We start from the raw sequence: 24,217 nt of genomic DNA, 5'->3' as shown, positions 1-24,217 counted from the left end.
GCTGCCTGATTATTTTTAATTTTATTTATTTTTATTGTTACTCATTAGTTACGAATTGCAGGACGGTAACTGCGTTATTGGTTACAAAATACAAGGGGCAGTTGAAGTGAACGTAACGAATTTTGATGAGCCGATGCAGTGTATTCGGGATATGAATCTTTCCTACCTGCTTTTGGCGCAGCGTTTGATTCTGGAAGACCGCCTTGCCGCTAAGTTTCGGCTTGGATTGAGTGAAGCCACAATCGATATTATCAAAGGGTTAACCTTTCCCCAATTAATCAAGCTTGCATCCACCGGGCAACTTATTTGCCAGCTGCGAATTGATAATGAAACGGTTATTGAGTGTTTAACCAGGGATTCCCGTATTGATGCTTTGCAGAGTATCCATACCGGAATCATCCTATCCACTGATTTGCTTAATTCTCTTTCCGGGGAAGAGCCGTCGACAACCTGAAAGCGGAGTTTATGATGTGTGAAAAAAGCATAATGTCGGAAATCAGGGATGCGCAGATTGCCATGGAATTGATCTCCTTTGGCGCAAGGATGCAGGTTCTGGAAAGCGAAACGAGCTTAAGCCGCAGGCGTTTATTAAAGCTTTATAAAGAGCTTAAAGGCTGTTCGCCGCCGAAAGGCATGTTGCCGTTTTCCACAGACTGGTATATGGCGTGGGAGCAGAATATCCATTCGTCAATGTTTTATAACATCTACTGTTATTTGCAAAAGACCGAATCGGGCCGCCCTGTTGAAATTATGCTTAAAGGCTACCGCCTCTATTTAGAAAATATCCTGAACGGTGCCACGCAAAAGCCGGTATTAGGTTTAACCCGCGCCTGGACGCTGCTGCGTTTTATTGACTGCGGCATGATCAAACATATCGAGTGTTGCACCTGCGGCGGGCGTTTTATTACCGCGCCAGAAAGTACCCAGGGCGTCTTTACCTGCAGTTTATGTTTTCCGCCCTCCAGGGCAATTAAACGCGCAGGCCCCGAGCGAACGCTCATCACCCCCCGGCTATAACCGGGTTGGGCATGCGCTGCGCGCACTATTCAGCGTGGCAGGTTGTTTTATTCAATGATTAAGGAGTTGCAGTGTTAGTCATTATTGGCTATGTCGTCGTCTTCGCTACCGTATTTGGCGGGTTTGTGCTGAGCGGCGGTAATCTCGCGTCACTATTTCAGCCGACCGAGCTATTAATTATCGGCGGAGCCGGAGCCGGGGCTTTTATTGTCGGTAATAATGGCAAAGCGATCCGCGCTACCCTTAAAGCCCTTCCCTCGCTGTTTAAAGGCTCGCATTTCAGCAAATCACTCTATCTGGATCTGCTGGGCATGCTCTATCTGCTGCTGGCAAAAAGCCGCCAGAGCGGGCTGGTCGCGCTGGAAAACGATATTGAAGATCCGCAAAACAGCCCGATCTTCTCTGCCTATCCGCGCCTGCTGGCCGATGCCGACATCATGAACTTTATCGTCGATTATCTGCGCCTGATGGTCAGCGGCAACATGAACGCCTTTGAAATTGAGGCGTTGATGGATGAAGAGATTGAGACCTGCGAGCACGAGCATGAAGTGCCGGCGCACAGCCTGAACGCCGTCGGCGATGGCCTGCCGGCGTTTGGTATCGTCGCGGCGGTAATGGGTGTGGTGAACGCGCTGGCGGCGGCGGATCGTCCGGCGGCAGAGCTTGGCGCGCTGATCGCGCACGCCATGGTCGGCACCTTCCTTGGTATTCTGCTCGCCTACGGCATGGTACTGCCGCTGGCGACCCTGCTGCGTCAGCGTAGCGCTGAACATCTGAAGATGATGGAGTGCATCAAAACCACGCTGCTCTCCAGCATTAACGGTTATGCGCCGCAAATCGCCGTCGAGTTTGGTCGTAAAACGCTCTTCTCGACCGAGCGCCCAAGCTTTGCCGAGCTGGAAGATCACGTGCGGGAAGTCCGCTCCTCTTCCTCCTCCTCAGGCGCCTCCTCGTCTGCGAGTGACGCAGCATGAGAAGGAAGCCCGTAGAGACCATCGTCGTTCGTAAAACCATCAAAAAAGGGCATGGTTCGCACGGCGGCTCGTGGAAGATTGCCTATGCGGACTTTATGACCGCAATGATGGCCTTCTTCCTCGTGATGTGGCTGCTCTCCTCCTCAAGCCCCGAACAGCGCCAGCAGATTGCTGACTACTTTAAGGTGCCGCTGAAGAACACGCTGGCGCACGGCACCAAGGCAAGTCTGAGCGACAGTATTGTCCCCGGCGGCGGCGATGATGCGATGAAGCAGGATGGTGAGGTGTTTAAGCGAACGCTGCAAAAACTCGATCAGAAGAAGAGCGAAGCCAACCTCAAGCGGGCGCGCGAGAAGCTGGAGAACCTGATTGAGGTCGATCCAAGGCTGAATAACTTCACCTCGAACCTGCGGCTCTCCCTGACCGACGACGGGCTGCTGTTGCAGATCACCGACAGCGCCGACCGGCCGATGTTTAAGGTCGGACGCCCGACGCCGGAAAACTATATGGTCAATATTCTGCAGGCGCTGGTGCCGGTGCTTAACGATATGCCCAACCGCATCATTTTGACCGGTCATACGGATTCACTCCCTTACGCCAACGGCGAACAGGGCTACAGCAACTGGGAGCTCTCTTCCGATCGCGCCAACGCCTCGCGCCGCATCCTCTCTGGCGCGGGCCTTGCCAGTAAAAAATTCATCCGGGTGGTCGGTACGGCGGACACCATGATGCAGGCTGGTTCCGATGCCGCCGATCCCATCAACCGCCGCATCAGCATCCTGGTATTAAGCCAGCAGAAAGAGAAACAGATCATGCAAGAAGATGTGCTTTTACGCGACACGCTGGTCAGCCCCGCACCGCAGGCAGCCAGCGGCAAAGGCACGCCAGAGCCCGCCGCTAAGCGCGCTCCTGAGGAGATCAAATAATGGATATAAGCGATTTTTATCAGGCCTTTTTCGACGAGGCGGATGAGCTGATGGCGGATATGGAGAAGTATCTGCTTGAGTTGGATCTCGAGGCTCCGGACAGGGAAGTACTTAACGCCATTTTTCGTGCCGCCCACTCCATCAAGGGTGGGGCGGGTACTTTTGGTTTTACCGTCTTACAACAGACCATGCATATTCTTGAAAACCTGCTGGACGATGTACGGAGCGGTAAATTGCAGATCAACGACCCGATCCGCGATCTGTTTCTGGAGAGCAAAGATATTATGCAGGACCAACTGGACGCCTATAAAGCTTCCGCTGAGCCCGATCAGGAGGCGTTCCGCTACATTTGTGAAGCGCTGCGCCAGATTGCCCTCGACAGTGCCGAACCGACTATGCTGCCTGCTGAAGTCGCCGCGCCTGTGGCCGTCGAACCGGTTGCACCGCCCGTCGCTGCGGCGAAGCCGGAGGGCGAGCGTTTACGTATTATCCTCAGCGCTATTAAAGAGGAGGATCAGCAGCCGCTGATTGACGAACTGGGCAACCTGGGTAAGGTCAGCGACTTGCAGACGGAGCAAACGGGTTTGCAACTGACGCTGGCGACCACCGCCACGCCGGACGATATCCTGGCGGTACTCTGTTTTATCCTCGAGCCCGAGCAGATTGCGATCTCTCCCGCCCCCGTGGAAGAGCCCACCGTTCCCGCTACTGAGACCACCGCGCCTGCACAAAGCAGCGCAGCCCCGGCGGTGCGCGCCGCGCGCCCGGAAACCGCGCGTGCGAAACCGCATCAGGCGGAGGCGAGCAGCATTCGCGTGGCGGTAGAGAAGGTGGATCAGATTATCAACCAGGTCGGCGAGTTGATCATCACCCAGGCGATGCTCTCGCAGCTCTCTGGCATGCTCGACTCCTCCACCCACGACATCCTGATTACCACCATCGCTCAGCTGGAGCGCAACGCCCGCGATCTGCAGGAGTCGGTGATGTCGATTCGCATGATGCCGATGGATTATGTCTTCAGCCGCTTCCCGCGACTGGTACACGATCTCGCCGGCAAGCTGAATAAAGAGGTAGAGCTGACGCTGGTTGGCGGATCCGCCGAGCTGGATAAGCGGCTGATCGAACAGATCGTCGATCCCTTAACGCACCTGGTGCGCAACAGCCTCGATCACGGCATTGAGCCGGTTGAGGTGCGTCGCGCCAACGGTAAAGCGGAGAAGGGTAACCTGGTGCTGTCGGCCGAACATCACGGCGGCAACATTATTATTGAAGTGACCGACGACGGTGCCGGGCTGAATCGCGAGAAGATCCTCGCCCGCGCGCAGCAGCAGGGGATGGCGATCAGCGACAACATGAGCGATGAAGATGTCTGGATGCTGATTTTTGCGCCGGGCTTCTCCACCGCCGAAAAGGTGACCGATGTCTCCGGGCGCGGCGTCGGCATGGACGTGGTGCGGCGTAACATTCAGGAGATGGGCGGCCATGTGACGATCCACTCCGAGCAGGGGCGCGGCTCCAAGATCCGCATCATTTTGCCGCTGACGCTGGCGATCCTCGACGGCATGTCGGTGCGCGTCGGCTCTGAGATCTACGTCCTGCCGCTCGGCAGCATGATGGAATCCCTGATGCTCTCCGAAAACACTCTGCACCGGATGACCGGTGGCGAGCGCATGTTGCAGGTGCGCGAAGAGTATCTGCCGCTGGTTGAGCTGGGCAAACTGTTTGGCATTCACGATGACGATTATGACTTCAGCGAAGGGATCGCCGTGATTGTGCAGAGCGCCGGCAGCCGCTACGCGTTGCTGGTCGATCAGCTGATTGGCCAACACCAGGTGGTGGTGAAAAACCTCGAACAGAACTATCGCAAAATCCCCGGTATTTCGGCGGCGACAATCCTTGGCGACGGCAGCGTGGCGCTCATTCTGGATGTGGCCGTGTTAACAACATTGGCGAAAAACGCGAAACCTCACTGACAGCAAGCCTGAAGGGCGTTTTTGAAAAGGTTAAAAGATGAACGTATCTGACTCAGACAAACAGTTATCGGGCGACAACGCCGGGAATGAGTTCCTGGTGTTTACCCTGGGCAATGAAGAGTACGGGATTGAGATCCTGAAGGTGCAGGAGATCCGCGGCTACGATCGCGTGACGCGGATCGCTAACACGCCTGATTTTATTGCTGGCGTCACCAACCTGCGCGGCGTGATCGTGCCGATCGTCGATCTGCGCGTGAAGTTTACCCTCGGATCGGCAGAGTTTGATCAAAATACCGTGGTGATCGTGCTAAGCCTCGACAGCGGTCGCGTGGTGGGGATTGTGGTAGACGGCGTTTCTGACGTGCTTGCGCTGAACGCGGCGCAGATTAAGCCCGCGCCGGAGTATACCGTTACGCTTTCCACGCAGTATCTGCTCGGTCTCGGCTCGCTGGATGAGCGGATGCTGATTCTGGTGGATATTGAGAAGCTGCTGAACAGCGAAGAGATGGAGCTGATTGAGCGCGTGACCGAGAACGCGTTTTAACGCTCCGCGCTCAGGCATTGGCACAAAGCCCCTCCCGGCAACGGGAGGGGCTTTTTTGTTGCCTGTTTCAGCGCCCGTAGGTCGGATAAGGCGGAGCCGCCATCCGGCATAATGCACCGTACCATTGCCGGATGGCATGTTTAATTGGTGGAAGGGTTCCGTTCACCAGGCGCTGGGGAGTTTCATTAACCCCTTATGCGGTGAACGGGACAAGGGGGGGATCGCTCCCCCCTTGTCAATCCCCGCGGCCCCGCGAGGAAATCGGTGCTGCGCACTGCGCTCACCTCCCGCGTGCCTGACTTCGGCCGGCTCGACTCGACATCCTGTCTCGGTTCGCCTCTGTCCGCCATCCATGGCGTCCAGACCTTGTCATTCACGCTTCGGTTCGCCGATTTCAGCGGGGACACAACCCCATCGCTGTCATATTGCAGATAAAAGTAAAGTCTGTGTCGCTGATATATTGCCGGATGGCGCGTACCGCTTATCCGGCCTACGGGGTGGAGCGGTTTTGTAGGCCGGATAAGGCGCAGCCGCAATCCGGCAAAGGTGCCCTGGGGATAATGCTGGTGAACGGAACCCTTCCACCAAAGCCACATGCAAACCCCATTGCCGGATGGCGCGTACCGCTTATCCGGCCTACGGGGTCGGAGTGGTTTTGTAGGCCGGATAAGGCGCAGCCGCCATCCGGCAGTGAATGCCGACCAACTAGGTCTAACAAAACGCAGGCATAAAAAAACCGCCCGGTGAGGGGCGGTTGAAGGATAAGGCAGGAACACCTGCCTTAAGCGGCAGAGATTAGCCCAGCAGGGACAGCACGTTCTGCGGAACCTGGTTAGCCTGTGCCAGCACGGTGGTGCCTGCAGACTGCAGAATGTTCGCGCGGCTCATTTCAGATACTTCAGACGCGAAGTCAGCATCCAGAATACGAGAGCGAGATTCAGACAGGTTGTTAACGGTGTTGTTCAGGTTGCTGATAACAGACGCGAAACGGTTCTGTACTGCACCCAGACCGGAACGCATTTCATCAACCTGCGCCAGTGCTTCGTCGATTTTGGTCAGCGGATCGGAAGTTGCCGGAGTAGTAGAAACAGCTTTACCGGTATCCGTTGCAGTCCAGGTAGTGGTATCAATAGTCGCTTCAGTCAGGTTGCCGGCACCGTCGTCAACGTAGTAGTTACCTTTACCATCTTCCATTAACGTACCGGTGATACCGGTCATGTTAATAGCCTGGTCTTTCATCATATCTTCACCAACAACGCTGGTCGGTGTGCCCACAACAGAGCTGGCAACGTCGTTATCGGAGTTGAAGGAGATTTCACCAGTAGTCGGATCTTCGGTTACGGCGTACATTTCAGCGCCTTTCACTGCAAACACGTCGCCGTTATCATCAACCACGATATCGTCGATGCTGGTTGCTGCGGTCGCGCCACTGTCGGTGAATTTAGCTGCATCGTAGTCGAAACCACTGTCAACTTTCACTGTACCGGTGCTTGCAGTCAGAGTAGTAGTGTCAATGCCGTTAGCTACGCTGAAGCCGTCCATACCCAGAGTAGAAGAGTCCATCTGGTTCAGTTCGATATCGATAGTCTGGCCATCGTTAGAACCAACCTGGATAGAGAGCTTCTGGTCTTTGCTCAGTACTTTCACGCCGTTGAACTCGGTCTGTTCAGAGATACGGTTGATCTCGTCCAGACGCGCGTCGATTTCGTCCTGGATGGACTGACGGTCAGAATCGGAGTTGGTGCCGTTCTGTGCCTGTACTGACAGACGACGGATGTTCTGCAGGTTGTCGTTGATTTCGTTCAGCGCGCCTTCAGTGGTCTGCGCGATGGAGATACCATCGTTGGCGTTACGGGAAGCCTGAGTCAGACCGTTGATGTTGGCGGTGAAACGGTTAGAGATCGCCTGACCTGCTGCATCGTCTTTCGCGCTATTAATACGCAGACCAGAAGAGAGACGTTCAATTGCAGTACCCAGAGAGTCCTGAGATTTGTTCAGGTTGTTCTGAGCGACGAGGCTAAGGGCGTTAGTATTAATAACCTGGGACATGATAGTTCCTTATACACAATTTACTATACAGAGTATGGTTATGCGTCATTTCGTTCGCATACTAAATAAATCGGCCTTTTAAAAAATGACTAAAGTTTTTCAGGGCAAAAACTTTTTATTGAGTCGGCCGTTTTTTGATTAAACACGCCGTTTTGATGCAATTCTGTCTCTTATTTATACGTTTTTTGTTTTTATTTTAAGAATTGGCGCCAGGAGTGGCATTATATCGAGTATTTAGTTGTGGGTTAGTAGTTGGTGATTTCTTTGGTGACTCTTCCTATATAAAGAAGAAAAGATGAGGAGAGGGCGATAGGCCAAATTAAAGTCATTTTTGCTGCCATTTAAAGGCAATAAATTAATGCTTTTTCAAAACCCGCTTGATGGCCTGTTAATACGCAAGGGAAGGCTGCTGGCTATATATTTGTTGTTTTTTAGATAACGGTAAAAAATTCATCTTTTATTTTCCTGCGCCGATAGCTTAATAGAGAACCACCGCAAAACGAGATTTCCGACAGGAGAAAAAATGGGTATTTCATCACTAGGCGTCGGTACCGGCGGGATTGATACAGCCTCGATGCTTGATCAAATTCAGGCGGCCGAGCAAACGCGACTGACGCCTTACACAAACCTTAAGAGCAAATATGAGTCGCAGATTTCCGACTGGGGCAAAATCTCCAGCCTGATGTCGACGCTGCAAAAAAGCATCACCACCATGAGCGGTGATGCCTTTAATAAATTAAACGTCAGCAGCAACGAAGCGTTCACCGCCACGGCAACCAGCAGCGCGCAAGCCGACAGCCATTCGGTGACCATCTCTCAGTTAGCTGCCGCGCACAAGCTAAAAACCCAGGCGCAAGCCAGTGCTGATACCGCGCTTGGCACCAGTAACACCGGCGGTACGCGCACCATTACCATCACCCAGAACGACGGCAAAACCATGGAAGTTGAACTGGAAGATGATGAAACCTCCCTGAACCAGATTGCGAAAGCGATCAATAAAGAGAAGGGCAACGTCACCGCCTCGGTACAGCGTACAGATGATGGTTACCAGTTAGTGCTGAGCTCGAAAACTACCGGTTCCGATGGCGAAATGTCGGTAAAAGTGGATGGCGACAGCGCGCTGGCGGGCGTGCTTGATACCGCTAACGGTGGTCAGCATATTGACGATCAGGGCCAGGTGATTAATGACCCGGGCCAGAGTGACAATATGATTTCGGTTTCCGACGCCAAAGATGCCAAACTGCGCGTCGACGGCTCGGACTACACCCGTTCCAGCAACAACATCACCGACATCATTGATGGCGTCACGCTGAACCTGAAAACCGTGTCGGAAAATGGTGAAGCTGAGCAGTTAACGCTGACCAACGATACCTCGGCGATCAAAACCAGCCTGCAAGACTTCGTCAGTAAATACAACGCGTTGCTCAAGCAAACCACCTCTTCCAGCAAGTATGTCGCGGCAGATACCTCCGATCTGGGCGATGAAGAAGTGGCGACCGAAAACTCCGACAACGGTTCGCTGATGGGCGACTCCACGCTGCGTGGGCTGGTGAGCGAGCTGCGTTCGACCGTCAACGGTGTGTATGGCGATGCGGGCGCAACTTACGGTTCACTGGCAGATTTAGGCATTACTATCGATGCCGCTACCGGCCAGATGACGCTGGATGAAGATACGCTGGACGAAGCGATTGCCGATAACCCGGAAGAGATCGCCACCATGTTCACCGGACGCAGCGATAGCGAAGGTATGGCCACGTCGCTCGGCAAAATCATGACCGATTACCTGGGTGATTCGAAAACCGACACCGACGGCATCATCGAAGGGGCGACTGACAGCCTGGAAGATCAGACTGAAATCGTACAGGCGCAGATCGATAAAACCCAGAAGCTGATTGATGCGCAGGTGGAGGTTTACCGCGTGCAGTTCCAGAACCTCGACTCCCTGATGTCGAACCTCAACAGCATGAGCTCGCAGCTCACCTCGCTGCTCTCCACACTCTAATTTTTATTTATAGCAGGCCGTTATCGGCCTGCTTTGAGGAGCTTTTTATGTATGCATCACAAGGCGCCAACGCCTACGCCCGGATTTCGCTGCAAAGCAAACTCGCTGGCGCGACGCCGCACCAACTGATCACCATGCTGTTTGACGGCGCGCACAGCGCCATCCTGCAGGCCGCCATCCATTTTGAGAACGGTAATGTCGCCCAGCGCGGCAAAATGATTTCGAAAGCGATCAATATTATTGATAACGGCCTGCGCGCCGCGCTCGATCATGAAACCGGAAAAGGTATCGCCGCTGACCTCGAACAGATGTATGAATATATGTCGCGCACGCTGCTTGAGGCCAATCTGCATAATAATCCCGAGCCGTTAAAACATATTGATGGTTTATTAATGAAGCTGGCAGCGACCTGGAAAGAGATTGAACCGGCACAGAAAAGGGTGCGCTATGGCTGAAATAATCCCTCATTACTATCGCGAGCTGTATGAGATGAACCTGGCGATCCTCGCAATGGCGAGAGAAGCGCGCTGGGATGATTTTATTGAGGTTGCTTCGCGTTATGTCATCAAGAAGCAGGATATTTTAAATAACAGTACGGATGCCCTTTCGGCCAGTGAAAAAGAGGCGCTGAAAGGTCTGCTACAACAGTTGCTCGATAATGAAGCTGAAATCACCCGCAATTTACGGGCGCGTCTTGATACGTTAAAGCAGAACTTATCCTCTATACATCGTGGTGCCCGGTGCAGCCAACTTTATACCCTTCATCAAGCCCCTTCGTTACATTGAGTTTATAAAAAAGGCTGTAGGTTGATTCTAAACCTGGAGCCTTTTTAATTACCTTAACGATAATTCACGGTTAATTGATTGCGCAGCACAGTAAGCGGCGGCTGCAGTTGACCGGCACGGTTCACAGAATAGATAAAACGAAACTCCCCGCTGGCTGGAAAAGGTATCGCCACGCGTTGCGTTCCCGCAAGCGCGGGTAATATGACGCAGCGCTCGATGCGGCAGAGCTTAATCTCTAATCCCGGTGGGGGAGGGGTGAGCAGAGTAATGCGCCAGGAGAAGTGCGTCACGCGCGCAGAAGGGGAGAGATGGTCAGGGGCATGCAGCGGGCGGCCGCGCAGGATCGCTTTACCGAGGCTGACGCTGCCCCCCATGCTTGTGGCGCTCCAGGCGCCTTGTGGCGGTTGAGCCGCTGCCGGCAATGCCAGCAGCAGGCTTATCAGCAGGGCGCGTTTCATGCACTGGTGCCAATCACGGCGGTCATCTGCACCGTTTTATTGTTGCTGATCTCCATGGTCGACAGCACGCCAAGCTGCGGGAAGGCGCGGCGCAGGAAGCGCGACACCATCGTGCGCAGCGCCGGATTGACCAGCACCACCGGCGAGACGCCGAGGGATTGCTGTTCGGTAATGGCGCGATCGGCCTGACGCATCAGGTTTTCCGCGATACCCGGCTCAATGGCGCTGCCGCTTTGCAATGACTGAATCAGCAATCTCTCCAGCGCGCTGTCGAGGCCAATCACTTTGATATCGTCATCATTGCGGAACCACTGGGCGGTGATCGCGCGGCCCAGACGCACGCGCACCTGCGAGGTGAGTTCATCTGGATCGCTCTGTACCGGCGCATACTCCGCCAGCGTATCAATAATGGTGCGCATATCGCGGATCGACACGCGCTCGGCCAGCAGGTTCTGCAACACTTTGTGGAACAGCGTTACGGAGATAACGCCCGGGATCAGATCTTCCACCAGCTTCGGCATCTCTTTGGTGATGCGATCGAGCAGCTGCTGCGTCTCCTGGCGGCTGAACAGCTCTTCGGTATGCAGCGTGATGAGATGGTTCAGGTGGGTGGCGATCACCGAGCTGGGATCGACCACCGTAAAGCCCTGGATCTGCGCCTGTTCACGCAACACCTCATCGATCCAGCAGGCGGGCAGGCCGAACGCCGGATCGACGCACGGCGTACCGGGCAGCGTCCCTTCGGCATAGCCGGGGTTGATCGCCATCCAGCGATCGGACTCAATATCGCCGCTGCCAATCTCCACGCCCTTCAGCAGAATGCGGTAATGGCCGGGTGCCAGATCGAGGTTATCGCGAATATGGATCGGCGGCGGCAGAAAGCCCATCTCCTGCGCGAACTTCTTACGGATACCGCGTACGCGCACCAGCAACTGGCCATCCTGGGTGCTGTCAACCAGCGGGATCAGGCGGTAACCCACTTCGAGGCCGAGCACATCTTCCATCTCGACATCTTCCCACGAGGCTTCGGCAGACGCGTGATCGTTGGCGGCCTGCGCGCTGGCGCTATCTTTATCATCAGCAACACCGCGCCTGGCGGCGGCGGGCTGTTTCATTTGGCGTCCACGCATCCACCAGGCAAGCCCCAGCAGAATGGCGGTAAACATCAGGAAGACAAAGTTTGGCATGCCGGGGATCAGCCCCAGCAGGCCGATAACGCCAGCAGAAAGCACCATCACCCGCGGGTTATTGAACAGCTGGCTGACCATCTGCTCGCCGATATCTTCATCGTTGGAGACGCGGGTGACAATCACACCGGCGGCGGTCGAGATAATCAGCGCCGGGATCTGCGCCACCAGGCCGTCACCGATGGTCAGCAGGGTGTAAGTCTCGCCCGCTTCGGCGACGCTCAGGCCGTGCTGAAGCACGCCGATGGTCAGACCGCCGATGACGTTAATCGCCATGATCAGCAGCCCGGCGATCGCATCCCCGCGCACGAACTTACTCGCACCATCCATCGAGCCGTAAAAGTCGGACTCCTGGGTCACTTCGCTGCGGCGACGTTTGGCCTCGGCTTCGCCGATAAGCCCGGCGTTGAGGTCGGCGTCAATCGCCATCTGTTTGCCGGGCATGCCGTCGAGCACAAAGCGCGCGCCCACTTCGGCGATACGCCCGGCACCTTTGGTGATGACCATAAAGTTGATGATGATGAGGATGGCGAACACCACGATACCAATCGCGAAGTTGCCGCCCACCAGGAAGTGGCCGAAGGCCTCAACCACGCGGCCCGCGGCGGCGGCACCGGTGTGGCCCTCCATCAAAATAATACGCGTTGAGGCGATGTTAAGTGCCAGTCGCAACAGGGTTGAGAAGAGCAGCACGGTCGGGAAGGCGGAAAACTCGAGGGTTTTCTGCGTAAACATCGCCACCAGCAAGATCATCAACGACAGGACGATATTGAAGGTGAAGAGCGTATCGAGCAAAAAGGCGGGCAGCGGCAGCACCATCATTGCCAGAATCAGCATGATCAGCACCGGGCCGGCCATAATTTGCCATTCGGTTTCTTTAAACGCCGGTAAGCGTAGTTTGCTGGCGAGATTAGCCATCAGTCTTTACTCTCAGTTGCGAAATCCATCGACGCAGGAACCGCAAGGTTCCCGGGTTTTTTCGGCGGAATGCCGCCGCTACTGCGCCAGCGTCGCAGGCCGTAAACCCAGGCCAGAACTTCCGCGACGGCGCTATAAAGCTCACCCGGAATCTGCTCGCCAATGTCACAGTGGCGGTAGAGCGCGCGGGCAAGCGGGGGCGCTTCGAGCATCGGCACGCGGTGTTGCGCGCCCAGCTCACGTATTTTTAAGGCGATATCACCGGCACCTTTCGCCACCACCGTCGGCGCACTCATGCCGCCCTCTTTGTAGGAGAGCGCCACCGAGTAGTGCGTCGGGTTATTGACGATGACATCCGCTTGTGGGATGTCGGCCATCATCCGGCTGCGAGCCGCTGCGCGCTGCATCTGCTTGATGCGGCTCTTGATATGCGGATCGCCCTCTTGTTGTTTAAACTCATCGCGGATCTCCTGGCGGCTCATGCGCAGCTTCTTCAGGTGACTCGTGATTTGGTAAAAGACGTCGTAGCCCACCACCGGCAGCAGGAAGAAGATCACTATCAGCAGGCAGTTAAGTACCATGCTCATGGCGTGGGCGACGGCCATCGGTAACGCTTCGTTAACCAGCTGGATGAAATGCGCTTTGTTGTTGTAGAGGTAGAGCGCGAAGGCGCACGCCACCAGCGCCACCCTCAGGCTGCCTTTGAGCATTTCCGACATCACCTGCGCGGAGAAGAGCCGTTTCAACCCCTGCAACAGCGACAACCGCTTGAGATCGACCTTCAGCGATTTGCCGCTTAAATTGACCCCGCCCAGCAGCATCGGCGCGGCAATCCCGGTGACGAAGAGACCGAATAAGATGGGCAGCAGCGCACTGCCCATCATCTCCAGTAAAAAGCGCGCCTGATGGAACATCGACTGCGGATCCATCACCGGTAACCGGTTGAGCACCAGCCCGCTGCGCAGCAGTTGCATCATGCTGTGGGCAAACTGATTGCCGCCGGAGAGCATCAGCGCCCAGCCGGCCAGCAGCATCAGTAACGAACTCAGCTCTTTCGAGCGTGGGATCTGCCCCTCTTCACGCGCCTTCTGTTTTCGGTGGGGCGTGGGTTCTTCGGTTTTTTCTACGTCGCTCTCTTCTGACATGATCTGCTCAGTGCACGGGCCGCGCCCGCTGCTTTAGAAGCCCAGCGAATCAAGCAGGTCATCGACCTGATCTTGCGTCGCCATCACTCCGGCTTTGTTGCTGTCGACCTGCGGACCGTTGACCAGCGTCACTTCATCCTCTTTCACTCTCTTCTCCTGCGGCGCATCTGGCACGTACTCCAGCAGCACCTGGATAAGCTCGGTCTCGACCGTTTCGATCAGCGACATCATGCGGCGAATCACCTGGCCGGTAAGATCCTGGAAGTCCTGCGCCATCATGATCTCCATCAGGTGCTCATCGCTTTTGCGTGCCGCCTGCGGTGCCTGCGTCAGGTAGTCACGGGTTGCGGTGACTAATTCCCGGGCATCAGCGAGTTCCACGGGCGCGGCAAACCAGGCATCCCAACGTGTCGCCAGCTGCTCGCCGTCATTAACGATCCTCTCCTGCAGCGGGCGCGCCTCTTCGACGCAGGTCAGCACGCGCTCGGCGGCCTGCGCGGTTTTGCCTACCACATAGTTCAATCGCTCACGGGTATCCGGGATGGCGTCGGCCGCTTCGATAATGGTGCGATCCAGCCCGAGGTCGACCAGGCTGTCGCGCAGCAGTCGCGCCAGTTGCCCGACGCGGGAGAAGATGCCTTTGAAATCCTCTTCAGGTTGCGTATGTTCCGCCGTCATGGGTTACCAGCCGATCTTTTCAAAAATTTTGTTCAGCTTCTCTTCAAGCGTCGCCGCGGTGAACGGTTTCACCACGTAGCCGCTGGCACCGGCCTGCGCGGCGGCGATGATGTTCTCTTTCTTCGCTTCGGCAGTGACCATCAGCACCGGCATGGTTTTCAAGTTCGCATCGTTGCGAATTTCCGTCAGCAGCTGTAAGCCGTCCATGTTGGGCATGTTCCAGTCGCTGATCACAAAGTCGAAGGCGTCTTCGCGCAGCTTGTTCAGCGCATCCAGGCCATCTTCCGCCTCTTCAACGCGGTTGAAGCCCAAATCTTTCAAAAGGTTGCGCACAATGCGTCGCATGGTGGCGAAGTCATCGACAACTAAAAAACGTAAGTTCTTGTCGGCCATCTCTATTTCCTAAACTCAGTAAGTGGAACGGGTAGTGGGGTGGTGGTTAAATTCTGCGAGCCTGATCGGCCGAGTGGTTCAAAATGTGCTGGCCAATATGGTCCAGATCGACCGTTTCACAGGCGGCGCCAAGGGCAATCGCTTCGCGCGGCATACCAAAGACCACGCAGCTGCGTTCGCTCTGGGCGATGGTCCATGCGCCGGCTTCACGCATCGCCAGCAGGCCGGCGGCACCGTCGCTGCCCATGCCGGTTAAAATGGCCCCGACGGCGTTTTTCCCCGCGCAGCGTGCGACGGAGTGAAAGAGCGCATCCACCGACGGGCGATGGCGGTTGATCGGCGAGTCATCACTCAATTTGATGTGATAGTTCGCCCCGCTGCGCGTTAGCTCCATATGGAAGCCGCCCGGCGCGATGTAAACATGACCGGGCAGTACGCGGTCGCCCTCTTCAGCCTCCTGTACCGACATCTGACAGAGATGGTCGAGTCGGTTGGCGAACGAGCGGGTAAAACCGCCCGGCATATGCTGTGCAATCACGATGCCGGGGCTGGTGGCCGGCATCGGTACCAGCAGCTGGCGCAGCGCCTCGGTGCCACCGGTCGATGAACCAATGGCAATAATCTTTTCGCTGCCAATCAGCGGGCCATGCACAATCCGTCGCGGCAGCGGCTTGCCGTCGCGGCGGGCGACGCGCGCTTTCGCCGCCATACGGATTTTGTCGACAATCATCTCGCTGTAGTGCGCCATGCCGTCCTGCAAACCGGTTTCCGGCTTGGTAATAAAATCAACCGCCCCCAACTCCAGCGCGCTGAGGGTAATATCCGAGCCTTTGTTGGTCAGCGATGAGAGCATCACCACCGGCATCGGGCGCAGACGCATCAGGCGCTCAAGAAAATCGAGGCCATCCATGCGCGGCATTTCAACATCCAGCGTCAGCACATCCGGGTTGTGCTGCTTAATCAGATCGCGGGCGATGATGGGATCGAGGGCAGTCGCTACCATTTCCATATCCGGTTGTTCATTGACGATGCGCGTCATGATTTTGCGAATCAGCGACGAGTCATCAATGCAGAGCACCTTAATCTTTTTCATCCTTCTCACTCCGCGAGGCGATAGACGGACTGTCCGAGCAAACGAAATGGACTGTTCATGTTTTGAAAATGTTCAGAGTGACCCACGAACAGCAGCCCGCCAGGCTTGAGCATTTTCGCGAAGCGCTGAAGCAGTTTCCCCTGGGTGTTGTGATCGAAATAGATCATCACGTTGCGGCAAAAAATCGCATCGAACGGGGCGGGAATATCCCACTGGCTTTCGATCAGGTTGAGCTGGCGAAACTGCACGCTGTTGCGCAGTTCGCTTTTGATTTTCACCATATTTGCCTGATCGCCAGTGCCGCGTAAAAACCAGCTTTTTTTCTGCTGCTCGCTCAGGTTGTCGATATCCGCCAGGCGATAAACGCCCTGTACCGCTCGTTCCAGCACGTCGGTGTCGATATCGGTCGCCAGCACGCGCGGGCCGGTAATACTGCGGCCCAGCGCTGCCTCCAGCGTCATGGCGATCGACCACGGCTCTTCGCCGGTTGAGGCCGCCGCGCACCAGACGCTGTACATTCCCGGTCGCGACTGGGCATGTTTCGCCAGCGTCGGAAAGTGGTACGCCTCGCGAAAAAAGGAGGTCAAATTGGTGGTCAGGGCGTTAATAAACTCCTGCCACTCGCGGCTGGCCGGGTTGTTCACCAGCAGCGCAATGTAGTCGTCGAATCTGCGCAGATTCAGCTCGCGCAGGCGGCGGGAGAGGCGGTTGAACACCATGTCTTTTTTTTGCGGCGTCAACACAATGCCCGCGCGCTGGTAAATCAGCGCGCTGATCTTTTCTAATTCATGGCCGGTCAACGTGCCCGGAGTGGGCGCTGCGCTATCGGCAGATGAAAATCTATTTTTCTGGCTCTTTGTCATAAGTGTTGGCTTAAACCCATGGGTTTTTTAAACGCACATTGCTGGTGACGCTAAAATGAATCACCGGCGATATGCCGGCTATTTTATTAAAAGTTATAAAACAGCCGGACTTATTCAGCCGTGAAAAATAGCAGCACTATTTTCGCGTTAATCGAGAATAAGATATTGCTTAGGCGTTATACCGGCATGCTCATTATTTCCTGGTAGGCGCTGACGAGTTTATTTCGCACCTGCACGCCCAGGTTTAGCGCCACCGACGATTTTTGAATGGAGACCATCACATCATTCAGGCCGATCCCCTCGGCACCGGTGAGATAAGCCTGTGACTGTTGCTTAGCAAATGTCTGCATCCCGCTAATATTGTTAATGCTGTTAAGCAAAATATTAGAAAATTGTGAACTGCTTTCTGTTTTACGCGTCGCGTTAAAGGGGTTTAACGCACTGATATCTGAGACTTGTCTGGCCTGCGACTGAATCTGATCCAATACGCCGCCTAATGTATTCATCGACATGAAAATGACCTTATTAGTTATTGGCCGCAAGCTTACCATGTGGTCTGAAAAACGACATAACGTGAATAGCTGACACAAATTTCACCTTATTACCACTTAGAAAAACGGGCTTTCTGTAGATAATACGCATCCGGGAATTTTCCTGAGAAATACATTTGCTTTTATTAATTGCATACCAGATGAGCCGAGCCGTAATTATTTTTACTTTTAATTCCGGCATTCACTTTTACAGGACATTGGCATGACTGCCACAATCACCGGTAGTAAAAAGAAAGGCATTGTCGATGTAAAGGCAGTGCTCGAAAATATTCGGGCTAACCCCCGCATCCTCTTTTTTGTCGCGGCTGCGGCCGCTATTTCTATTGTTATTGCGCTGATGTTCTGGGCGAAAGAACCAGACTACCGCGTGCTCTATAGCAATATCAGCGAGGAGGATGGCGGCGCGGTTGTCACTCAACTGAAACAGATGCAGGTGCCGTACCGTTTTGCCGAGCATGACGGCTCCATCGAGATCCCCTCAGAGCAGATCTACGAAGTGCGTCTCAAGCTGGCGCAGCAAGGGTTGCCGAAGGGCGGCTCGGTCGGTTTTGAACTGCTGGACCAGGAGAAGTTTGGTATCAGCCAGTTTAACGAGCAGGTCAATTTCCAGCGCGCGCTGGAGGGCGAACTGTCTCGCACTATCGAAACCCTGGGGCCGGTGCGCTCGGCGCGCGTCCACTTGGCGATGCCGAAGCCGTCGCTCTTTTTGCAGGATCGCAAAGAGCCTTCCGCTTCGGTGACGCTGAACCTGATTAACGGCAGAACGCTCGATTCAGGGCAGGTGAGTGCCATAACTTTCATGATCTCCAGCGCTGTGCCGGGACTGAGCGCCGATCGGGTAACGATTGTCGATCAGAGCGGCCACATGATGTCGCAGAACGGCGCACAGGCCACCCAGACCACGCAGCTGCAATATGTGCGCAAGATGGAGTCCGATTATCAGCGCCGTATTCAGGCGATCCTCGCGCCGATTGTTGGCACGCAGAACGTCAGAACCCAGGTGACCGCGCAGGTTGACTTCACCCAGCATGAGCAGACGGCGGAGCAGTATCAGCCGAACAGCCGCCCGGAAAATATGGCGATTCGCAGCCGTCAGAGCAGCAACAACGAGCAGGGCGGCAAAAATGCAGTCGGCGGCGTGCCGGGCGCGTTAAGCAACCAGCCACCGGCCCCGGTCTCCACACCGATTGAAGATCCCGCAGCGCAGCAGGCCAACAGGCAGGGCGGCGCGAACGGTAATAACGCAGCACCCGCTGCGGCACCGACACCGGCACCGACGCTGACGCCGTACAACAAGCAGAGCGATGAGACCACCAACTACGAGGTGGATAAAACGCTGACCCACATTAAGCGCAACACCGGCGTGCTTGAGCGCCTCTCCGTTGCGGTGGTGGTGAACTATAAGCAGGGCAAAGATGGCAAGCCGGTGGCGCTCAACAAAGCGCAGCTGGATCAGATCAATGCGCTGGTTAAAGAGGTGATGGGCTTCTCCGACAAACGCGGCGATACGCTGAACGTCGTCAACACCATCTTCACCGACCAGGAAGAGGAAGCGCCTGTTCCGCTGTGGAAACAGCCGGAATTTATCAAGCTGATGCTCTCCGGCGCACGCTATCTGTTTGTGGCACTGATCGCCTGGATCCTGTGGCGCAAGGCGGTGCAACCCTTCTGGATCCGCCATCAGGAGATGCTGATCCAGCGTCTGGAGATGGAGAAAGAGGTGCGCCAGGCGGAGCTGGATGAGCAGGTGCGTAAACGCCAGAGCGCGGAAACCGCCAAAGCGCAGCAGCGCGTCGAAACCGAACAACAGGCGCAGCACCTGCGTGAAATGGCTGACCAGGAGCCGCAGGTCATCGCCCTGGTGATTCGCCAATGGTTAAATAAGGAGCAGAAGTCGTCATGAACGCCGCCGAGAAATGCGCCATAGTCATGCTGACGCTCGGTGACGAGCGTGCAGCCGAAGTCTTTAAGCACCTGAATACCCACGAAGTGACCATGATCAGTAGCGCCATGGTCTCGATGGGCACCTACACCCACGACCAGCTGGCGGTAGTGATGAAGGAGTTCCGCCGCGATTCCGGTGAATTTGCGGTGCTCGATGTCAACACCAATGAATACCTGCGCAGCGTGCTGGTGAAAGCGCTGGGCGAAGAGCGCGCTAACAGCCTGCTCGAAGATCTGCTTGAGGCCAATGATGATCGTAACGGCATCGAAACGCTCAACTTTATGGAACCGCAGATGGTCTTCGATCTCATCCGTGATGAGCATCCGCAGATTATCGCCACCATCCTTGTCCACCTGAAACGCAGCCAGGCAGCCGATCTGCTGGCGAAATTCGACGAGCGCGAACGCAACGACATTCTGCTGCGTATCGCCACCTTCGGCGGCGTGCAGCCGGTGGCGCTGCAGGAGCTGACGGAAGTGCTCAACAACCTGCTGCATGGTCAGAACATCAAGCGCAACAAGATGGGCGGCGTGCGTCCGGCGGCGGAGATCCTCAACCTGATGAAATCTCACCAGGAAGATGCGGCTATCGAAGCGGTACGCGAATACGACCAGGAGCTGGCGCAGAAAATTATCGACGAGATGTTCCTCTTCGAGAACCTGGTCGAGATGGAAGATCGCAGCATCCAGCGCATCCTGCAGGATATCGACAACGAATCGCTGATCGTCGCGCTGAAAGGCGTGGACGACGCGCTGCGCGACAAGTTCTTCCGCAATATGTCCAAACGTCAGGCCGACATTATGCGTGACGATCTGAACTCCCGTGGCCCTGTGCGTATGTCGCAGGTCGAAAACGAACAGAAAGCGATCCTGCTGGTGGTACGTCGTCTGGCGGAGACCGGCGAGATTGTGATTGGTGGAGGCGACGATGCCTACGTCTAAGACCCAGTGGCACGCCTGGCGGCCTGAAAACCTGCTCGACGACGCGTTAAGCAGCGAGCCCGAGCTGCGCACCGCCGTGCCGGCCAGCGATCCGGCGAGTGAAGCGGCGCTGCAAATGGAACTCTCACGTCTGCGTAAGCAGGCCGAGCAGAAAGGGTTTGCCCAGGGCCAGACGCGCGGCGTGGAAGAGGGGACAAAGCTCGGCTACGCCAAAGGCTTTGAAGAGGGGCGCGAAGAGGGCATCGAGAAAGGGAAGGCCGAGTACCGTCAGTTACAGCAAGCGCAGGCACAGGAGTTCGCGCAACTGGTTGATAACGTCAAAATTACCCTTGATAGCCTCGACAGCGTGATGCCCGCGCGGCTGGTGCAGGTGGCGCTGATGGCGGCGCGCAGCCTGCTCGGCGAAAGCGTGGTCTCAACCACCACTAACGCCTGGCTGCTGACCCGCATTCAACAGCTGTTGCAGGAAGATACTAAACAGCTGGGGCAGGTGAAGCTGTGGATCAGCCCGGAGGCGTCGGCGTCGGTTCAGGAGCAACTGGGCGAAGTGCTGCATGCCCGTGGCTGGGAGTTGTGCACCGATGCGCAGATGCTGCCGGGCGGCTGCCGCCTGACTACCGACGGCGGTGAGCTTGATGCCACCACCGAAACCCGCTGGAACGAACTCTGCATCCTGAGCCGGGAGGACTTCTCCTTATGACCGCGCGGCTGAAGACATGGCTTGATGGCGTGGATCTGCGCGAGAAGCGCATCGCGGCGCTGCCGCTGTTTCGCCGCTACGGCCGCCTGACCCGCGCCACCGGTCTGGTGATGGAAGCCGTCGGCCTGAAGCTGCCCATCGGCACGCTCTGCATTGTCGAGCGTGAAAGTGAAGAGGGGATCCAGCGCGTCGAGAGCGAAGTGGTCGGCTTTAATGGTGAGATCCTCTATCTGATGCCCCTTGAGAACGTCGAGGGCGTGTTGCCGGGGGCGCGCGTTTACGCGCTGGGCAGCAACACCAAAGGCAAACAGTTACCGTTGGGGCCGGAACTGCTCGGGCGTGTGCTCGATGCCAGCGCCCGCCCGCTCGACGGCCTGCCGCCGCCGAACACCAGCGATCGCGGGCCGCTCTTTACGCCGCCGTTTAACCCGTTACAGCGCGATCCGATTAAAAACGTGCTTGATGTCGGCGTGCGTGCCATTAACGGCCTGCTTACCGTCGGGCGCGGGCAGCGCATGGGCCTGTTTGCCGGTTCCGGCGTCGGCAAAAGCGTACTGCTGGGCATGATGGCGCGCTTTACCAAAGCGGATGTGATTGTCGTCGGTCTGATTGGCGAACGTGGCCGCGAAGTGAAAGATTTTATCGAAAACATTCTTGGCAAAGACGGACTTAAACGCTCGGTGGTAATTGCTGCCCCGGCCGATGTTTCGCCGATTTTGCGTATGCAGGGCGCGGTTTACGCCACGCGCCTGGCGGAGGATTTCCGCGATCGCGGCCTCAACGTTCTGCTGATTATGGATTCCCTGACCCGTTACGCGATGGCACAGCGTGAGATCGCGCTGGCGATTGGCGAGCCGCCCGCCACCAAAGGCTATCCGCCCTCGGTGTTTGCCAAACTGCCCGCGCTGGTGGAGCGCGCCGGGAACGGCATTAAAGGCGGCGGTTCGATCACCGCCTTCTATACCGTGTTGACGGAAGGGGACGATCAGCAGGATCCGATCGCCGACTCGGCGCGCGCGATCCTCGATGGTCACGTGGTGCTCTCCCGTCGTCTGGCCGAGTCGGGCCACTATCCGGCGATCGATATCGAAGCCTCGATCAGCCGTGCGATGACCGAACTGATTGACCCGGCGCACTACAAAAAGGTGCAGCGCTTTAAGCAGATGCTCTCCTCGTATCAGCGCAACCGCGATCTGGTGAGCGTAGGGGCCTATGCCGCCGGCAGCGATCCGCTGCTGGATCAGGCGATTACCCTCTATCCAAAAATGGAGGCTTATCTGCACCAGGGCATTCATGAGTCCTGCGAATATGACGACTCCTATCGCGAGCTGTCGGCGCTCTTTCCACAGGGCAATAACGCGTAATGTGAAGGTGAAATGATGGCGAGCCAAAACCCGATGGATGTCCTGCGCGAGTTGGCAGAGAAGAAACTGAACGACACCACGACCCGCCTCGGTTCGGCGCGCCAGACCCACCTTAACGAAACCGCACGACTCGATCAGCTTAAGACCTATGCGCAAGAGTATCGCGAGCAGATGCAGTCGACGATTGTCGATCAGGGCGTATCGATTATGGCCCTACAGGCGCACCAGCACTTTTTGACCTCGCTGGATGGCGTCGTGGCGCAACAAGTCAGGAGAGTATCTGCCAGTCAGTACACGGTGGATAACGTGCAGGAAGCATGGAGAAAAGATAAGCAGCGGCTGAATGCTTTCGAAGCACTGAAAAACCGTGCCGACGCACAGCGATTGTTAAAAGAGAACCGACTGGAACAGAAGATGATGGATGAGTTCGCCCGTCGCGCCAGTCAAAGGAATAAATAAGATGATTATCCGACATTCACTCCCGGCCTCGCCCGTTGACGCGGGACGTCAGACCGCTTCCGCGTCCTCCGCGCAGGAAGAGGGGCACTTCGCTGGCGAACTGAAAAAGCAGCTCTCATCAGGAGAGGCTCAGGAAACCCGGCAGCACGGTGCGCCGCAGGATAAGGTGAAAAAACCTGCTGATAAAAAAGCGCAGCTCGCTGACGCCATGCCTGCGACTCAGGCTTTACCTGCCGACCTGCTTACCCAGGCGGCGACTACCCTGACGATGCCGCTTGATGCCTCTGCCACCACGGCGGACGCGCTGCTGGCGCAGGGCGTGCAGACGGCGCAGGCCGATCTGGCGGCACTGCCGCAGGTGAGTGCCGATCCGACGCTGGCTGCCGCCGTACCGGCAAGCCCGCTTCTTGCCGCGGCGCTGCCGGTTGAGCCGCAGGCTGGCGATCCGCTGACTCAGGTCAATTTCACCGCCGTGCTGGATAATGAAAAGCCGACCCAGGATCTGCCTGCTGGCGTTAAGCCGCAGCCGACACGGCCCGAGGCACAACCCGCCATGCCAGTAACGGAGAGTGCCGTTGAGGGTAAAGCGCAATCGTTAACCCCTGCTGATAGCAGCACCCAGCCGACTACGCCTGTGGCGGCCCCCGTCAGCGAGAGCCTGACGCAGGCGCTGCATAACTTAAAAAGTGCCGAGCCGGTAGCCACGCCGCATATCGTCGCTCAGGCCGCACCAGTGACGGCGACCGCTCCCGCAACCGCGATCGCCACCTCAACCGTTGCAACCGCTACGTTACAGGCGGAAGTCGGCACCCCGGCCTGGCAGCAATCTTTAGGTCAGCAGATTGCCGTCTTTAGCCGTAACGGCGTGCATCACGCCGAGCTGCGCCTCCATCCGGAAGAGCTGGGCGCGTTGCAGGTGAGCCTGCGGGTGAATAACGATCAGGCGCAGGTGCATTTTGTCTCCGAGAGCCATCACGTTCGCGCGGCGCTGGAGTCGGCAATGCCGAACCTGCGCACCATGCTTGAGGAGTCCGGTATTTCCCTCGGGCAGAGCAGCGTGGGCGCAGACACCTCCTCTTCGGCAGGGGATGCCCACTCTGGTCATACATCCGGACAAGGAAAGTCTGAGAGCGGGCAGGGCGATCTGAGTGTTTCCTCCGAGGAAGAGAGCCCGGTCATCACGCGCGTTATGCATTATTCGCGCGGAATCAACACCTTTGCGTAATTGCCAGGCGTGAACTGGCAAGGTGC

At 56.4% G+C, this 24,217-nt stretch carries 24 protein-coding genes; 15 read left to right on the top strand and 9 right to left on the bottom strand.

Annotated features, from left to right (window positions below):
- Positions 1-106: 106 nt before the first annotated feature.
- The 6 genes from flhD (at position 107) to cheW (ending at position 5,434) form a co-directional block, all read left to right on the top strand.
- A complete protein-coding gene (gene flhD, locus BWI95_RS04795) occupies positions 107-454 on the top strand; it encodes a flagellar transcriptional regulator FlhD (RefSeq protein ID WP_083699332.1) in 348 nt (115 codons plus the stop codon).
- Positions 455-468: 14 nt separating this feature from the next.
- Entirely contained in the window at positions 469-1,017 is a 549-nt protein-coding gene (gene flhC, locus BWI95_RS04790; protein ID WP_054803962.1) for a flagellar transcriptional regulator FlhC, read from the top strand.
- Between the two features lie 71 nt (positions 1,018-1,088).
- Positions 1,089-1,991, top strand: coding sequence for a flagellar motor stator protein MotA (motA, locus tag BWI95_RS04785; protein ID WP_054803963.1), 903 nt, complete (start codon positions 1,089-1,091; stop codon positions 1,989-1,991).
- Positions 1,988-2,917, top strand: a complete 930-nt coding sequence (gene motB, locus BWI95_RS04780; RefSeq protein WP_042712469.1) for a flagellar motor protein MotB — start codon at positions 1,988-1,990, stop codon at positions 2,915-2,917. Before motA ends, motB begins: the two co-directional genes overlap by 4 nt.
- Positions 2,917-4,890, top strand: a complete 1,974-nt coding sequence (cheA, locus tag BWI95_RS04775) for a chemotaxis protein CheA (RefSeq protein WP_076769087.1) — start codon at positions 2,917-2,919, stop codon at positions 4,888-4,890. Before motB ends, cheA begins: the two co-directional genes overlap by 1 nt.
- Positions 4,891-4,927: 37 nt before the next feature.
- Positions 4,928-5,434: a chemotaxis protein CheW gene (cheW, locus tag BWI95_RS04770; protein ID WP_042712466.1), complete on the top strand. Its 507-nt coding sequence runs from the start codon at positions 4,928-4,930 to the stop codon at positions 5,432-5,434.
- 795 nt (positions 5,435-6,229) lie between these two features.
- Here the strand turns inward: cheW and BWI95_RS04765 are convergent.
- Positions 6,230-7,483, bottom strand: a complete 1,254-nt coding sequence (locus BWI95_RS04765; protein WP_054804579.1) for a FliC/FljB family flagellin — start codon at positions 7,481-7,483, stop codon at positions 6,230-6,232.
- 523 nt (positions 7,484-8,006) lie between these two features.
- Here BWI95_RS04765 and fliD point away from each other — a divergent pair.
- The 3 genes from fliD to fliT are packed head-to-tail and all read left to right on the top strand — an operon-like array spanning position 8,007 to position 10,271.
- Positions 8,007-9,485 carry a flagellar filament capping protein FliD gene (gene fliD / locus BWI95_RS04760; RefSeq protein WP_076769086.1) on the top strand — a complete coding sequence of 493 codons (1,479 nt, stop codon included), beginning with the start codon at positions 8,007-8,009 and terminating at the stop codon, positions 9,483-9,485.
- 47 nt (positions 9,486-9,532) lie between these two features.
- Positions 9,533-9,940, top strand: a complete 408-nt coding sequence (fliS, locus tag BWI95_RS04755; protein WP_042712461.1) for a flagellar export chaperone FliS — start codon at positions 9,533-9,535, stop codon at positions 9,938-9,940.
- Positions 9,933-10,271: a flagellar protein FliT gene (fliT, locus tag BWI95_RS04750; RefSeq protein ID WP_054804580.1), complete on the top strand. Its 339-nt coding sequence runs from the start codon at positions 9,933-9,935 to the stop codon at positions 10,269-10,271. Before fliS ends, fliT begins: the two co-directional genes overlap by 8 nt.
- A gap of 53 nt (positions 10,272-10,324) precedes the next feature.
- On the opposite strand, the gene BWI95_RS04745 is transcribed toward fliT, so the two are convergent.
- The 8 genes from BWI95_RS04745 to fliE all read right to left on the bottom strand — a co-directional run bounded on the left by BWI95_RS04745 (position 10,325) and on the right by fliE (position 17,518).
- Positions 10,325-10,729 carry a flagellar protein FlhE gene (locus tag BWI95_RS04745; RefSeq protein WP_054804581.1) on the bottom strand — a complete coding sequence of 135 codons (405 nt, stop codon included), beginning with the start codon at positions 10,727-10,729 and terminating at the stop codon, positions 10,325-10,327.
- Entirely contained in the window at positions 10,726-12,834 is a 2,109-nt protein-coding gene (gene flhA / locus BWI95_RS04740; protein ID WP_042712456.1) for a flagellar biosynthesis protein FlhA, read from the bottom strand. The genes BWI95_RS04745 and flhA overlap by 4 nt, the downstream gene beginning before the upstream one ends.
- Complete coding sequence (gene flhB, locus BWI95_RS04735) at positions 12,834-13,979, bottom strand: flagellar biosynthesis protein FlhB (protein WP_076769085.1); 1,146 nt, start codon at positions 13,977-13,979, stop codon at positions 12,834-12,836. The genes flhA and flhB overlap by 1 nt, the downstream gene beginning before the upstream one ends.
- Before the next feature lie 33 nt (positions 13,980-14,012).
- Positions 14,013-14,657: a protein phosphatase CheZ gene (gene cheZ / locus BWI95_RS04730; RefSeq protein WP_042712454.1), complete on the bottom strand. Its 645-nt coding sequence runs from the start codon at positions 14,655-14,657 to the stop codon at positions 14,013-14,015.
- A gap of 3 nt (positions 14,658-14,660) precedes the next feature.
- A complete protein-coding gene (gene cheY / locus BWI95_RS04725; protein WP_042712453.1) occupies positions 14,661-15,050 on the bottom strand; it encodes a chemotaxis response regulator CheY in 390 nt (129 codons plus the stop codon).
- A gap of 46 nt (positions 15,051-15,096) precedes the next feature.
- On the bottom strand, positions 15,097-16,143 hold the full coding sequence (locus BWI95_RS04720; RefSeq protein WP_054804583.1) for a protein-glutamate methylesterase/protein-glutamine glutaminase: 1,047 nt from the start codon (positions 16,141-16,143) through the stop codon (positions 15,097-15,099).
- 5 nt (positions 16,144-16,148) lie between these two features.
- Positions 16,149-17,006 carry a CheR family methyltransferase gene (locus BWI95_RS04715; RefSeq protein ID WP_083699330.1) on the bottom strand — a complete coding sequence of 286 codons (858 nt, stop codon included), beginning with the start codon at positions 17,004-17,006 and terminating at the stop codon, positions 16,149-16,151.
- 176 nt (positions 17,007-17,182) lie between these two features.
- Positions 17,183-17,518, bottom strand: a complete 336-nt coding sequence (gene fliE / locus BWI95_RS04710) for a flagellar hook-basal body complex protein FliE (RefSeq protein WP_054804584.1) — start codon at positions 17,516-17,518, stop codon at positions 17,183-17,185.
- 241 nt (positions 17,519-17,759) lie between these two features.
- On the opposite strand from fliE, the gene fliF reads away from it, so the two are divergent.
- Genes fliF through BWI95_RS23600 form a run of 6 tightly spaced genes read left to right on the top strand, consistent with a single transcriptional unit; the run spans position 17,760 to position 24,191 of the window.
- Entirely contained in the window at positions 17,760-19,460 is a 1,701-nt protein-coding gene (gene fliF, locus BWI95_RS04705; RefSeq protein WP_076769084.1) for a flagellar basal-body MS-ring/collar protein FliF, read from the top strand.
- The gene (gene fliG, locus BWI95_RS04700) at positions 19,457-20,443 is read left to right on the top strand and encodes a flagellar motor switch protein FliG (protein WP_054804585.1); all 987 of its coding nucleotides are present in this window, start codon (positions 19,457-19,459) and stop codon (positions 20,441-20,443) included. The genes fliF and fliG overlap by 4 nt, the downstream gene beginning before the upstream one ends.
- A complete protein-coding gene (locus BWI95_RS04695; RefSeq protein ID WP_076769083.1) occupies positions 20,430-21,143 on the top strand; it encodes a flagellar assembly protein FliH in 714 nt (237 codons plus the stop codon). The genes fliG and BWI95_RS04695 overlap by 14 nt, the downstream gene beginning before the upstream one ends.
- On the top strand, positions 21,140-22,507 hold the full coding sequence (gene fliI / locus BWI95_RS04690; protein ID WP_076769082.1) for a flagellar protein export ATPase FliI: 1,368 nt from the start codon (positions 21,140-21,142) through the stop codon (positions 22,505-22,507). Before BWI95_RS04695 ends, fliI begins: the two co-directional genes overlap by 4 nt.
- A 12-nt stretch (positions 22,508-22,519) precedes the next feature.
- On the top strand, positions 22,520-22,966 hold the full coding sequence (gene fliJ, locus BWI95_RS04685) for a flagellar export protein FliJ (protein WP_225975664.1): 447 nt from the start codon (positions 22,520-22,522) through the stop codon (positions 22,964-22,966).
- A 1-nt stretch (position 22,967) separates the two neighbouring features.
- Positions 22,968-24,191 (top strand): flagellar hook-length control protein FliK, encoded by a 1,224-nt coding sequence (locus BWI95_RS23600; protein WP_076769081.1) that lies wholly within the window; start codon positions 22,968-22,970, stop codon positions 24,189-24,191.
- Positions 24,192-24,217 lie beyond the last annotated feature (26 nt).

Source organism: Kosakonia cowanii JCM 10956 = DSM 18146, from assembly GCF_001975225.1.
GTDB classification, from domain to species: domain Bacteria; phylum Pseudomonadota; class Gammaproteobacteria; order Enterobacterales; family Enterobacteriaceae; genus Kosakonia; species Kosakonia cowanii.
The sequence above is the reverse complement of the archived record's forward strand: the minus strand, read 5'-3'. Positions and strand labels throughout refer to the sequence as shown.